Annotated in this window: 6 protein-coding genes; 4 read left to right on the forward strand and 2 right to left on the reverse strand. The window is 49.8% G+C overall.

Annotation, left to right across the window (positions count from 1 at the left end; genetic code table 11):
- Together LKX83_RS22940 and LKX83_RS22945 are read right to left on the reverse strand one after the other, a co-directional pair.
- Complete coding sequence (locus LKX83_RS22940; RefSeq protein WP_227885162.1) at positions 1-900, reverse strand: carbohydrate ABC transporter permease; 900 nt, start codon at positions 898-900, stop codon at positions 1-3.
- Between the two features lie 21 nt (positions 901-921).
- Entirely contained in the window at positions 922-1,911 is a 990-nt protein-coding gene (locus tag LKX83_RS22945; protein ID WP_227885163.1) for an ABC transporter permease, read from the reverse strand.
- 393 nt (positions 1,912-2,304) lie between these two features.
- On the opposite strand from LKX83_RS22945, the gene LKX83_RS22950 reads away from it, so the two are divergent.
- The 4 genes from LKX83_RS22950 to LKX83_RS22965 all read left to right on the forward strand — a co-directional run bounded on the left by LKX83_RS22950 (position 2,305) and on the right by LKX83_RS22965 (position 14,535).
- Entirely contained in the window at positions 2,305-4,446 is a 2,142-nt protein-coding gene (locus tag LKX83_RS22950) for a helix-turn-helix domain-containing protein (RefSeq protein WP_227885164.1), read from the forward strand.
- A gap of 349 nt (positions 4,447-4,795) precedes the next feature.
- A complete protein-coding gene (locus LKX83_RS22955) occupies positions 4,796-6,214 on the forward strand; it encodes an ABC transporter substrate-binding protein (protein WP_227885165.1) in 1,419 nt (472 codons plus the stop codon).
- Positions 6,215-6,308: 94 nt separating this feature from the next.
- Positions 6,309-8,534, forward strand: coding sequence for a glycosyl hydrolase family 95 catalytic domain-containing protein (locus LKX83_RS22960; protein ID WP_227885166.1), 2,226 nt, complete (start codon positions 6,309-6,311; stop codon positions 8,532-8,534).
- A 289-nt stretch (positions 8,535-8,823) separates the two neighbouring features.
- Positions 8,824-14,535, forward strand: coding sequence for a DUF7402 domain-containing protein (locus LKX83_RS22965; RefSeq protein WP_227885167.1), 5,712 nt, complete (start codon positions 8,824-8,826; stop codon positions 14,533-14,535).
- The last annotated feature ends 151 nt before the right edge of the window (positions 14,536-14,686 follow it).

The raw sequence follows: 14,686 nt of genomic DNA on the forward strand, positions 1-14,686 counted from the left end.
TTAAGATTTAACCGCTCCGAGCGTGAGCCCCTTGACGAAATATTTTTGCAGCATGGGATATGCCAAAATAATGGGCCCGATGGATAGGATGCAAGTGGCCATTCTGGCGCTTTCCCCGGGAAGCATGCCGATCGTCTTTTCAAGCGATCTGGAAGCCGTTTCATTGCTGGTCAAATACTCAATGTTCGTCAAGAGAGACTGAAGCAAGTACTGAAGATTATAAAGCTTGTTGTTCTCGATAAACAAAGAAGGGGTCATCCAGTCGTTCCAATAGGCGATAGAGGTAAACAGCCCGATCGTCGCAAGCACCGGCGTGGAAAGAGGGAGCACGATTCGGAAAAAAGTCCTGAATTCGCCCGAGCCGTCGATTCTCGCGGATTCAATAATGGAAGCCGGCACCGCTGAGAAAAAATTGCGCATAATGAGCACGTTTATCGGAGACACGAGCGCCGCGAGAATCAGGATGGCCAGCGTATCCTTCAAGTGAAGATACCTCGTCACCAAAATGTAATAGGGAGCCAGCCCTCCGTTAAACAAGACGGTGAAGAACACCAAAAAAGAGATTTGATTTCGGTATCTTAATTCGCTTCTCGAGAGCGCATAGGCCATAAATGAGGTGACGAGCAAATGGCAAAACGATCCGGCGAGCGTTACAAATATGGACACCTTATAGGCATTCAAGATGGTATTCGTGCCATTCAGAACAAAATGGTAACCCAGTGAACTGAATACCTTCGGGATCAGGTGATATCCGTCCTTCATCAGCGAGCTTTCATCCGTGAACGAGATGGACAAAACCAGTAGGACAGGAATGAGGCACATAAGGCTGTATAGGATGAACATCAAATGGACAAGGAGCTTTGGGTACACGCGTCCGAAGCTTAATCGATGGTTTATCATTTCCGTCACACTCCCGGCCTGCTAAAATAATGCGCTTTCGGAATCGTACTTTTTCACGAAGTAGTTGGTAATCAACACCATCACCAATCCTACGACCGCCTGATACAAACCGACTGCGGACGACATTCCGATATCGCCCATGTTCTTCAATGCCCTGAAAACGTAAGTGTCGATGACGTCGGTTGCGGGGAACAATACGCCCGATTCCCGCGGCAGGTTGTAGAAAGCGCCCCAGTCGCCGAGCCCTCCGTTAAAGATCTTCCCAAGCGAGAGAAGCGAAAGAATGAGCACAACCGGCATCAAAAGAGGGATCGTAATGTGTCTGGCCTTTTGGAGTTTGCTTGCGCCGTCGATTTCGGCGGCTTCGTAATAGTCCGAAGAAATTCCGGTAATCGCCGCCACATAAATAACCGAAGTGTAGCCCGCCGATTTCAATATATAAGCCAATGGCATAATAATCCGCCAATACGACGGTTCGCCGTACCATGAAATCGGTTCGAAACCGAGGGCGTGCCGGATTCCGTTCAATAGACCATGATCTTCGCTGAGCAGCGCGAAAACAATGTAATCCATGACGATCCAGGAGAGGAAATATGGCAAAAGGATGATGCTCTTATAGATCCCTGTACTCAAACGGCTTCCGGTTTCCTGCAACAAGATGGAAAATAGGATGGCAATGGAAGTTACAAGTACGATAATGAGCAGGTTATAAAAAATCGTATTGAAGGTCACCCTCCAAAGCGCATCGGACTTGAAAAAAAACTCAAAATTGGTAAAGCCGATCCATTTGCTATGCCATACTCCCTTCACCGGATTGTAATCCTTGAAGGCGATCACGACTCCGAACATGGGCAAATAATTAAAGATGATCAAAAAAAGCAATCCGGGTAGAATCATGACATAGAACGACCAATGTTTGACGATTTCCTTAATAAAGGTCAACGGATGCAAGGAGCGAGTTCGATTGGTTCTTCTCTCTGAATTTGCAGCCGTTTGCGATGGGGTACTCATTCAACCACTCCTTCTGTTTGCTTGATCCCAATGTATCAAGAACGAATGGCGCATCAAACAGAAAAAAGCGTAGGTTCCTTCGACAACTCGTGATGAGGAAGCATTAAAAAATGTACTTTTCGCTAATATTGTGTCATTTCAGCAGACTGCCGCTTGAATCGCCGTTCGTTTCACAGGAAAGCCGTTCCGAACGTCGAAATAACGACATGACTGACTATGATGCAGAAAGGACAAATCGCCATGGCTTTTTCTCTTAAATTCCGGGTCCGGTTGAATAGCTTGTATACGAAACTGCTTTTGACTTTTACGTTGACGGTCACTCTGCTGATCTTCGGTTTATCTGCCCTCTTGTACCGGAATTACAGTACGGCTTCACTGGATAATATAAACAGAATGAACACGTCCTTATTGCATCAGATCAGCTTTAGCGTCAACTACATGGACAATATGGCTCGTAAATTCATGAACACGGCCAACGTCGATCCCGGCATTGCCAATCTGTATTTGAATCCGGATGACGATAATGTCATGCTCAGCAACGGTTTTCGGTTTCTTAATCTTCTTGTGTATACAAATGATTACGTTTATTCGGCTTACACGGTCAACCTGCCGAAAGACCGGATTATTTCCACGGAAGACGGCGCGTTCTATTCCGCAGCGAACTTTTACGACCCTGAAGTCGTACAAATGATTAAACGCTGGGACGCTCGCCATCCGCTCTCCATGCCCGTCGTTCGAAGAATCCCGAAAGCGGATTCCTCCACCGAGTTCGCCGACGTCTATACGTACATCATGCCTTACCAAACGACATACGGCCAACATCCAACAACAGCGCTCGTTGTCAATGTCAAAGCCAGCTATCTAAGGGAGCTTATCGCTTCATTAAAAAATAAAACAGGCGATAACGTAAGCGATGTCTTCGTGATCGATGCGAATGGAACCGTGGTCAACCATGCATTAAATGGGGAGTTTTTGAAGAATGCTCGGAACGAGGAATATGTCCGAACCGTTCTTGCCTCCGATCAGACGTCGGGCAGCTTCAAGACGACGATCGCCGATCAGCCTTTCAACGTGACCTATGTTTCATCCGGAAGTCTGAAATGGAAATTCATCAGTCTGACCTCGTACCAATCGTTCCTTTCGCCCGTTGATGCCGTCAAATCTTCTACGTTGATCATCAGTACGATCGTGCTTCTATTGGGTTTGCTTTTTTCGCTTCTGATGTCCAAATCGCTGTATTCTCCCTTTAGGAGATTGGTGGACGCCGTTCGTCTGAGAAGCGATGAATTGGATCGGAAGCAACGAGATCATCGTCCGAAGCTGAAGGAAAACTGGCTGAAGGAAATCATTCTGGGCCAAAAGGATGTCGAGTTGGGCGAGTTCCAATCCAAAAAAGAGGAACTGGGCATTCGAACCGACCTCATGAGGCCGCTTCGAATCGTCTTATTCCGTATAGACGGTTACCGATCCTTTTTGGACCGTTATCACGAAAGAGACCGAAGGCTGTTGAAATTCGGAATCGCCAATATCATCGACGATATTTCATCTGCCCAATATACTGGCGATGTCGTGGATATGGATAAAGATAAGCTCGTTCTGATCTTGGAATCGGCAGGTTCGGAAGAAGCGGAAACAGACCTGGTCAAGCTGGCTCAAAACATCCAACATTCGGTAAACGAATATTTGCGTTTTTCTCTATCCGTCACCATCGGAAAGCCGGTTGAATCCCGCAACTCTCTCGGTGAAGTGTATTCGGATACGCTGGCTCTTTCCATGTATCGGTTAATCACCGGACATGGCAGCATTCTTACCCCATCATTCCTTTCCTCGATGCGGTTGAATCCGCCGCCGTTCCCGGAAGGAAAGGCAAAACTGCTGCTGGATTCGCTTAAGCTGGGTCGACTTGATAAAACCAAAAAGTACTACGATGAAATCGTGGAGGGATTACTTTGTACGACATATGAAACCGTGCTTTCCTCGATGCTTCACCTCATGTTCATGATCCGCGGTTCCTTTCCCGACGTCGGGGACATAGGCCAATCGCGATTGCCCAACATGTTTCATTCTTTCTTGGTCAACATCTATAACTATGAAACAATAGGTGAGATTCACCAGACTTTTGAAGCGATATTTACCGAGATCGTTTCGACATCAGTCACCAATAAACAAAACAAACGCCAAATCATCGTGACCCGCATCAAGAAGATGATCGAGGAGCAATACCGGGATTCCAACTTGAATCTGAATCTTCTTGCGGAGGCGTTTCAGATGTCTCCTATTTATTTGGGAAGGTTATTCAAGGAGTCAACCGGAAAATCCGCTGTCGAGTACATCACGGAAGTTCGAATGGCGCGCGTCAAGCAATTGTTGGACGAGAGCAGCCTGTCTACCAAGGAAATATTGGAGCAATGCGGGTGGGAAGAATCCAATTACTTTTACGTTTTATTCAAAAAACATTTCGGGATCCCGCTTTCTCAATACCGAATATCGAGAAAAAAAGCGGACGATTCGGGCGCGCAGATGGAATTCGAATAGCCCGAAAAGCGCATTTTTAATGAAAAGTACATTTTTTTAAGAGCTTCATTCGCAAATTATCGAAGGTTGATATGCTTTTTCCGGTGTTCTGAGTCTATTCAGACCTCTATCGTGAAATTGTACTCAGCCATTCGTTGAGTAAACAAACCAGGGAGGTTAAAAGATGTACAAACAGAAAAAGGTATTGGTTTCTGTATTTACATTGGTTCTCATGCTATCCCTTATCTTATCCGGATGCGGAACCAAGAATAACGGTGCTTCACCCAGCCCGTCCTCGGCGAGCCCATCCGCGAGCCCATCTTCGAGCTCGTCGACGGAGCCGTCAAACCAGGAAACGGTAGAATTAACGATGTACATCCCGAATGGGCCGGTTAAAGACTTGGATCGCATTATGGAAGCGGCGAACAAAATCGTAAAAGAGAAAATCAACGCAACGTTGAAGCTCAATATCATCGACGGTGGCTCGTACGCGCAAAAACTCGGTCTTATGATTTCCTCGGGCGAACCTTTCGATCTTGCCTTTACCGCAAGCTGGGGCGATATCAACTACTTCCAGAATGCCTCCAAAGGGGCATTCGTAGATCTCACCGATCTTCTCGACAAGTATGCGCCTACAACCAAGTCCAGAGTGCCTGACGCCGCATGGGAAGGCGTCAAAGTGAACGGGAAAATTTATGGAGCCATCAACTATCAAGTATGGGGAATGGCGGGAGCCAGAGGTGTGCAGCTCCGCAAAGATCTCGTCGACAAATATAAATTCGATTATGCATCGATGAAGAATTGGGACGACTTGACGCCTTTCCTGGCTGCCGTCAAAAAGGGAGAGCCAGGGATGATTCCGATGGAAATCGGCGGCTCCGTGGACTTGTTCGCGGACATTCCGGTCTACTACGGTATGGACGGCGTCGGAGATTTTAAACTTCCGGGATGGGTAAAGTACGGCGATAAGGATATCAAAGTGATCAATCAGTATGAAGCCCCGGAATACAAAGCATGGTTGAAAACGGTACGCGACTGGTATCAGAATGGCTATGTTCGGAAAGACGCCGCTACTTTGAAGGACACGCTTCCGGATCGGAAGGCCGAGAAAGAAGCGGCCTTGTACGCGCAACCGTTCCCGGATACAGTTGACATGCCTGAACTTGTAGGACAGGGCAAGATGCCCCATACGGATCCGGAACATCATATCTACTCCGTTTCAAAGCGGTTTACCGAGCCGTTTATTTCTTCGAATACGCCTTCCATGGCGATGCTTTCGGTAGGCGCGAACTCGAAGAACGCGGAAAGAGCGGTTCAACTGATCGAATTGCTCAATACGAACGACGAGTTGTACCATCTTCTTGCGTTCGGCCAACCGAATGTGGATTACAAGCCAATTGGCGACAAGCAGTACGAATTGATTCCGGACAAGTACAACTTCAACTATTCCGAATGGACGGTCGGCCAATCCTACGGCAGAATGCTTTGGGACAAATCGACCAATCTTGAAACGAACGATAAGATGCTCAATACGATCTACGCTGCCGACAAGACGGCGATGGTGTCTCCGGTAATGGGCTTCGTATTTGATACAGAACCGGTTAAGACCCAAATCGCGAACGTGAACGCAGTCATCAGCGAATTGCTGAAACCGCTTGATGTCGGAGCGGTAGACCCGGACAAATACTATGATCAATTGCTGAACAAATTAAAGAAAGCCGGGGCCGACGACATCATCGCCGAGAAGCAAAAACAAATCGACGCTTGGAAGGCTGCAAACGGCAAATAATGGAGGCAAGTAAAAATGGCCCCCTTGACTGGCGATGTTCCGACCATTCAGGGGGCTGTTTTTATTCTTGATCAGATAGGGTGATGGTTGCAGGATGGATAATCGAAAAATGCCTTCGGAACGGCACGATCTTCTATTCGACGCACCGATCGGCCGTTGGGACGAGGCGCTTCCGTTAGGGAACGGTTTGACCGGCTGCTTGGTGTGGGGGGACGGCGCGCCGCTTCAATTAAGTCTCGATCGGGGCGATTTGTGGGACACGAGACTTGCGCCGGAAGTACTCGACAGCGGGTTTACTTATCGTAACCTTATCCAACTGGTGCGAAATGGCGATCTACAACAAATCAATCGGAGATTCAGCGATTTTTTCTCCGCCTCCCCGAATCCTACAAAGCTGCCCGCGGGACGAATCGAGCTGCATGGCGAACATGCGTCGAATAGGATGACATGCCGTCTCCGTCTTCACGCAGCCGTCGCGAAAGTCGACTGGATGGCCGGCGACGCGTCTTATCGAATTGAAAGCTTCTTGCATGCCGAAGACGGACTTGGTTACGTGCGCCTGCAAGGGGATCGGGTCCAAACCGTAAGCTTGAACCTGGAACCACCGGCTGCTCTTTCTTTGCTCTCGTATCCGGATGCGGTGTTCGGCACGGAAGGGGATGTCCGTTGGTTTTTGCAGAGAACGAATCAAGAATTGGCTTATGCGGTCGTCGTCGCGCAGCGGCAAGCCTCCCCGCGGCAAATCGAATGGGTATATCGCGTGGCCGCGAGCCTGGACGGCGAAGACTGGCTCGAACGAGCAAAGGCAAGGGTACGGGAAGCCGCGCTTCGGGGCTTTGATGATGCATTGCCCGGCCATCTGGCTTGGTGGGAACGATATTGGCGGCAAAGCGCTCTGTCGTTACCCGATTTCGAAGCGGAGAAGCAATGGTATATCACGAATTATTTGTTCGGCTCGTGCTCGCGCAAAGGCGCCCCTCCCATGCCGCTTCAAGGCGTATGGACAGCTGACGAAGGACAATTGCCGCCATGGAAAGGCGATTATCACCACGATTTGAATACGGAGCTGAGCTACTCGCATTATTTGAAGGCGAATCACTGGTCCGAAGGGGAAAGCTTGCTGGATTTTCTCTGGGACCTGATGCCGGAAGCCCGTCGTTTCGCGCAATCGTATTACGAATCGTCGGGCATTAATATGCCATCCGTCATGACGATCGACGGAAAGCCGCTTGGCGGGTGGCCGATGTACTCGCTCAGCCCGACGAATCAAATTTGGCTGTGCCATACCTTCGACCAATATTGGCGCTATACCGGCGATCGTCAATTTCTCGAGACAAAAGCTTATGTTTATTTGAAAGAAACGGCATTATGTCTGATTGATTTGTTTCTGCCCGGGGAAGACGGCCGGCTTCGGCTGCCGGTGTCCAGCTCGCCGGAAATTCATGACGACAGCTTGCGGTCATGGTTGACGCCGAACAGCAACTACGATTTGTCTCTGCTCCGATATTTGTTCGGCAGATTGACCGAACTGGCCGAGCTACTGGAGAAAAACGAAGAACGCCGGAGATGGACGGCCGTGCTGGACCGTCTTCCCGAGCTTGCCGTTGGCGACAAAGGGCTGATGCTAAGCCCGGACGAGACCTTGCAGGAGAGCCATCGTCACCTTTCCCATGCGATGGCGATCTATCCTTTGCGGACGCTCGATTATCGTCGTTCGGATGAGGAAAAAAAGATCATCGACGATACGATCGGCCATTTGGAATTGTTGGGAAAAGGGTTGTGGGTCGGTTATACGTTTGCGTGGATGGCCGCCTTATATACAAGACAGGATAACGGCGAGGCGGCGTATTTTCATTTGCGGCAATTTTGGAATGGCATTTGTTCTCCGAACGGCTTTCATCTCAACGGCGATTACCGGAAGACGGGAATCACGGCCATTCATTATCGTCCCTTTACGCTGGAAGGCAATATGGCCGCGGCGGACGCGCTGCAAGAAATGCTGCTGCAGACGGATAACGGCGTCATTCGGGCTTTTCCGGCCGTGCCTGCGCAATGGCTGCATAACGGAGCCGAATTCCAGCGGTTTCGCGGCGAGATGGGCGTTATTGTATCGGCGGGAGCGGCTCATAGCCGCTTGGAATACGTGCGATTGCAGGCGGAGCATGGCGGGATTTTTCGAGTGAAGAACGATTTCGATACCGACAAGTTGTCCGTGGAGCGGAGCGGAACGATGGTTATACTGGAATGTCCGATCGGGGCATTGCTCACTATCGCACTTGAAACCGGTGAGGAATGTCTGGTCAGGAGGAGCGTGCAATGAGCAAACGGTTTATAGCGAAAGGAGAGCGCGCGATACGGTCATCATCTTGAAGAAAAGTATCTTTTTTGAAGAGTTGAAATGGCGAATTATTGAAGGAATATTTACATTTTTCTGTACTCCTGCCTTCTATGGTGCCTTAACCTGATGGAGCAATCATAACCTGCTAGTTAAAAAATGAAGAGGGGGTGTACAAACTGGGAAACTGATGTTTCCGACATTCTGTAAGCGCTTCCCGGTCAACTCTTCGAGTCCGACCACCCAACTACTTTTGCAAGGAGGAAATTAAAAAATGGTAAAAGTGTGCAAAAAAATCACCTCTGTCATATTGGTGGCGTCCATGGTCTTGACATCGTTCCTATTCGGATTTCCTCATGAGACCGTGTACGCACAGCAAACGGCGGGGAACGCCCCGTTCATTAACTCGTGGCTAGTATCGGGTCCTTTCGATTCGGCTGCGGCGGAAAAAATCTATGGCTGCGAAGCGAGCGAAATTGTAAATTACGCGCCGTTGGCGTCGGAAATCACCGCGTCATCTTCCACGCTAGCGGTAAACCCCGTCTCCTATTTGGTAGATGGAAGCACAAGAAACCAGTGGGTGACCGAGAATGATTCCAGTCCGTGGGTTAATCTGAAATGGAAGGACCCGATTGCCCTTAATGAAGTCAGAATCGCGCAATGGGGCGATTCGCGCCACGTCAACAACGGGTACCACCTGACGTTCACGTTGCAAGATGGCAGCAAAGTCGAATCCGGGCAAGTGAACAGCGCCTCCCCTGACCCGTCGGAACCGACAGTATACACGATCCCGTCCGGATTGAACAACGTGGTGGAAATGAAGGTGGAAATCGACAAGGGGCGCACGCCTTACCCGTCGATCACCGGCATTTCGGAAATCGAGGTATACAACAGGGCGGCAAGTACTCCCGGTGAGTCCGCCGCGATCTCGCCTAAAATCGGCGAGCCGCTAAGCTTTGGCGACGAAAGCCGCAAATGGGAATATTTCGACGATCGCATTTACAACCGGAACTACGACGATTACCAGGATTTGTATGGCTATTATAAGGTGAAGAAAGGCATCGATACGAGAAACAAATATGTATACGCTAACACCTACGTATATAGCCCGGCAGCGCAGCAGGCGTATTTCAACGTAGGCGCCAGCGGTTCCTACCGGTTGTATGTCAACGACAAGTGCGTCACCCAACCGACCACGCCGGTAGAAGTCCAGAAGGATTTGACCAAACAGGTTATTCAGTTGAAGCAGGGCTGGAACAAGATGATGATACAAATCAAGCATACGTATACGGAAGACGTGAATGCCAATGGCGTTCCGGTAGCAAAGGATCAGAATGTCGCCTATCTTGGGTTTTACGGAAGAGTCGCGGATCAATATGGCAACAAAATCAACGGGCTTGTACAGTCGGTAACAGGGGAGTCCAATGCGCTGGAAATTGTCACTCAAGGCCTGTCGACCGGCGATGCGATTCAAACTCCGCTGCCCGCCAACAATATGCCGTTGGGTTACAAAGAATGGCCCTATGTGTGGAATAAATCCATAACGGCCAATAAATATGGCGTTGCAGCATCGGCATTCCAGTTCATGGCTGCCGGCGGTGCTCCCGGATATACCTGGAGCATCGTGAAAGGCAAACTGCCTGACGGTCTGGAATTGAATCCGGACGGCACCATTGCGGACGGATTAGTGAACGGAAAAGTTGATTTAAACAGCAATAAGGGCATCATCAGCATCAACAGCGAGCCGGGAGATTATCACTTTACTGTGCAAGTTGCCGACAGCAACGGAACAAAAGCAACAAAGGAATTTACGATTACAGTCAAGGAACGCCCCAACAAATGGTTCGAAGAGGGCAGGGTTGGCGCATTAAGCCACACGATTGTAACGTACGGCTATTTTGATGACCCCAATTTCTCCGCTGATTTATGGGCAGAGAGAGCAAAACGGCAGGGGCATTCACTCGTCTCGATTGAAGCGTTGCAACAAAACTATTACTGGCCGTCCAAATTTGCAGACCCTCAGCATGATCGGCAGAAATATTACCCGAAAGACGGCAATGGCCAAGTGGTTGACGGACTGAAACCGTTTGAAGAGGCGGTCAAACGTTATGGCATGAAATTCGGTTTGTATTACGCAACCGAGGGCGGAGGCCTGCAGCATTTCTCTACGGATGTGTTTGTGCAAAATATTGAGGATCTCATTTCGCGTTATGATCCGGCATACCTCTATTTTGACGGTCCGCAGGCCATGCCGAATGCCAATTTTGACGTCATGTTCAGCATGGTGCGCAATTACGGCGATGACATCATCATCAACTCCAACGCGTGGGGCGCAGAGTACGGCGATCCGGACTTAAGAACCGTTGAAGCCAGCCATATTTATGCGAGCGCAGGAGCCAACCATCTAGTGAAACGGACAACCATGGAGCCCTGGAAGTCCGTTCACACCAAGAACAACTATACGCCATACTATGCGAAACGCGATGATTACCGTCAGGTTGCTAAAGAAATGATCATGAATGCCGGCAGAGGCTATGTGGACAACAACGACCAAATGCCGTTAATGAGCCGCGGAACGAACTGGGATTCCCCGGAAGATGTTGCCACCCGCTATCCCAAATCCATACAAGAGTTTATCGATGTTCGCGAAGGGCTAGCGAGCTGGTTCGCGCCTGAGGGCAAGCCGGAAAGACACGAGTCCACTACGGGGACTATGCCCTATTTCTTGGCGGGCTACGGTTACGAAGACGACGGCAAAGGCAACTATGAGAAGTTTGCCTTCCCGAACAGCACGACAGGTCCGCAATGGGGTTACGCAACCTACAGGGACAACAATATTTACCTGCATATCATGAAAGGGCCTGACGGCAAGAAAGGGTTCGACGCCATTCCCAGCAAAACATTGACCATTCGAGCGATCAAAGACAAAGTGACGGCCGTCACCTGGCTCAACGAGGATGTTCCGGCAACTTCGTTCGTGCAAAATGGCGATAGTCTGACGATCGATCTGGCGAACGTTCAGGAGGATCCGATCGATACGATCATCAAGATTGTTACCGACAGCGCCGAGCGCAAATATACGCTGACGAATGTCGTCGCAACGGGCAAGCAGCTGACACCTTCATCGATCCAAATCAACTCCGAAGGTTATATGACGTACCCGGCGCTGAAAGTCAAGCTTACGGGCCTGGCATATGTCAGCGCGAACCCTGAAATAGCAACGGTTAACGATAACGGAATCGTGACTCCTGTATCGAATGGAACAACAACCATTACGGTAAGCGGTACCTATGAAGGGGTAACGAAACAGGACACGCTGAAAGTAATTTCAAGAGACGGCAAAGTCTATGTCGGCGAAAATATGATCGGCGCAGCATTGAAAGTGAATGAAAAAGAAACTTATGGCGAGTTTTGCACATTGGAAAAGCTTGGCTATCAAATCGAAGGCAGATCTGCGAAAGGCGGAGCGATCGGGCTTGACGCTGCACAGATTCAATGGCATGGCGGTATCGTCGATCTGAAAGCGGGCGATAAGTACAAGCCCGTCGTGATTCAAGAAGTCAATATGTTTACTTTCAAGGATAACGAAATCGTCACGCCGTATGTAGAACAACCTGCACGGGGAGTGGTTTGGGCCGATGTCACGCTGAACGGCAAGACGTTCACGACCAACAAAGTGTTCATGGACCTGTTGCCGTATCAGAATCTTGCCAAGTCTGCTGAAATTACAGCTAGCCACGGCCAGGACGCCGTAAACCGTCTGGTTGACGGTAAGACGATTGACGGCATTCATTTTGACCAATCCAAGTGGTCGGCGCCCGCCAATGAACAGGCATGGATTCAATTCAAACTGCCGGCCAAGTCCCAGTTAACAAGCGTCAATCTTAACTTTAATACCTTAGAGCAAAGTTATATCAACACGCCCAAAACAATCAAAATTAAAACCAGCGATGACGGCGTGATCTGGAACGATGTCAGCACCGTTAACGGCCCGACGGGCACTGCGTATTTCGGATTTTACAACCAATATCCTTTAAGTACCGATGCGCAGTACGTGAAACTTGTCTTCGACGCCGGTTCGAACGGTTCGACGATCGATTTGCTCGAAGTGGCCATTAACGGAATCGACAAGTCCCATCTGTTCAACCGCTTCGACTATGTGTACAAGCCGGTTGATGCAGTCTCAGGCAAATTTGATGTTCAGGCTTATACGGGTGCGGGCGAACTGATGGACATGCAAGACGCCGAGATCACCGCAACAAGCGACAATCCGGATGTCATTGCGGTCGGCAATGCCAACCTGCTGACAGCTGTTTCTCAAGGTATGGCCAAGATCAACATCAGGGTCAATATTGGTGGACGTTCTATTGATCAAGTGACGTATTTGTCTGTCGACAAGAAAGGGCGTATTTATATTGCTCCCTATTTAAACAAACTGAACGTTACCTTGAATAAAACGACCATTAAACCCAATGACCCTATCGTCGCTGCCATTGAAGGATTACTGAGTAATGGCGAACAAGCGGATCTGTCAAGGGCGGCTGTCGAGTATATTTTTAGCGATTCCAGATTGCAGGTTGTTCCGGGCAGCAATACCATTGTGATGAAAGAAGCTGTCAATCAACCATTCCAGTCGACCGTGAAGGTGAAAGTTATACTGGATGGAGTCACTGTGGAGTCCAATCAGGCAACCATTATCGGGAAAAGCGAAAATATAGCCGGAATAGCTAACGTAACCGTATCTTCGGTTCGGGATCGAAACGGTGTCCCTGATGGAAATAATCAGGACGATCGATACCTTGGGGTGAAAGCAACAGATGGAAACAAAGCAACTTCATGGGCAGCGAAACAGGTAGACCAAAGTCCCTGGATCAAACTCCAATTCCCTTCGCCAGTGAGCATTGGCCGTATTAATCTGGTTGACCGTGGACACTCGATCAATCAAATTGTTGAAGGGCTTTTGGAATGGGAAGGCGGCAGCAAGAAGGTGACCGGTATCCAATGGGAAGGCCAACCGGATAACACCGTGGCTTTTGAAACCCCGATCACGACGAGCTGGATTAAGTTTACCATCGATCCTGACAACAAGTACAACAATCCAAGCGGAGCGGAATGCGGGTTGGCGGAATTCGGGGTTTATGAGGCGCAGCAACCGTTTGAAAAGACAATCGTAGACTACAAATCGGTTGCTGTAGATACGAACATAGGCGATATCCCGTCACTGCCTGCGCAGGTGGAAGCCGTATATAACGACAGCACGACAGGGTTGGTCGACGTTGCCTGGGAGCCAATAACGGCCGACAGGGTCGCAAATATGGGCTGGTTTACCGTTGACGGACACGTTGCAGGAACGCCGGTCAAAGCGAAAGCGGTCGTCAGAGTCGTCGACAAGCAACCGCCGACGACTACCGATAATGCGCCGAGCGGCTGGGTCAACCATGATGTCACGGTTCTTTTAAGCGCCACGAACGTCGGAACGGGAGTGGACGAAACCTTCTACCAGGTAGACGACGGCGAAGTGCGGACTGGAAATGAGTTCGTATTGTCCGAAGAAGGCGTTCACAAGATTGTTTATTGGAGCGTAGACAAGGCTGGCAATGCGGAGGAACCGCGAACGGCAACGGTGATGATCGACAAGACGGGGCCGGAGCTCGCCATCGAGCTGGATCAAACGACGTTATGGCCGGCGAACCACAAAATGGCGACCGTGAAGGCTGCGCTGAAAGCGAGTGACGCCGGGGCGGGGGTGAAATCCGTCGTGCTGACCTCCATTACGTGCAACGAACCCGACAGCGAACTAGACGATATTCAAGCGAACATCGGCTCGGAAGACACCACGTTCGGTCTGCGCGCCGAGAGATTGGGCGAAGGCACGGGGCGCGTTTATACGATCACCTACACGGCGACCGACAACGCAGGCAACCAGACGGTTGCGACCGCGACCGTCACGGTGCCTCACGATCAGTCGGGACATTCCGGCAAGTAAAGAGCAGTGACGTACAGGGTCAAAGCGGGAAGCACATGACTGCCGAAGCGGCGCAGATTTTGCTACGAGATGCACAGGGTTTGCTGACCAAATAGTTCTGATTCAAGAGGGGCGGCACTTCCGCTCCTCTTTTTTCTCGAAGATCGGAAAT

This window comes from Cohnella baijiui (genome assembly GCF_020731285.1).
Classification (GTDB): Bacteria; Bacillota; Bacilli; order Paenibacillales; family Paenibacillaceae; genus Cohnella.

Bases quoted from the DNA above. Each gene is read 5' to 3' on its own strand.
- LKX83_RS22955 (WP_227885165.1), top strand. From the start codon at position 4,796: ATGTACATCCCGAATGGGCCGGTTAAAGACTTGGATCGCATTATGGAA.
- LKX83_RS22960 (WP_227885166.1), top strand. From the start codon at position 6,309: ATGGATAATCGAAAAATGCCTTCGGAACGGCACGATCTTCTATTCGAC.
- LKX83_RS22965 (WP_227885167.1), top strand. From the start codon at position 8,824: ATGGTAAAAGTGTGCAAAAAAATCACCTCTGTCATATTGGTGGCGTCC.
- LKX83_RS22950 (WP_227885164.1), top strand. From the start codon at position 2,305: ATGAACACGTCCTTATTGCATCAGATCAGCTTTAGCGTCAACTACATG.
- LKX83_RS22940 (WP_227885162.1), bottom strand. From the start codon at position 900: ATGATAAACCATCGATTAAGCTTCGGACGCGTGTACCCAAAGCTCCTT.
- LKX83_RS22945 (WP_227885163.1), bottom strand. From the start codon at position 1,911: ATGAGTACCCCATCGCAAACGGCTGCAAATTCAGAGAGAAGAACCAAT.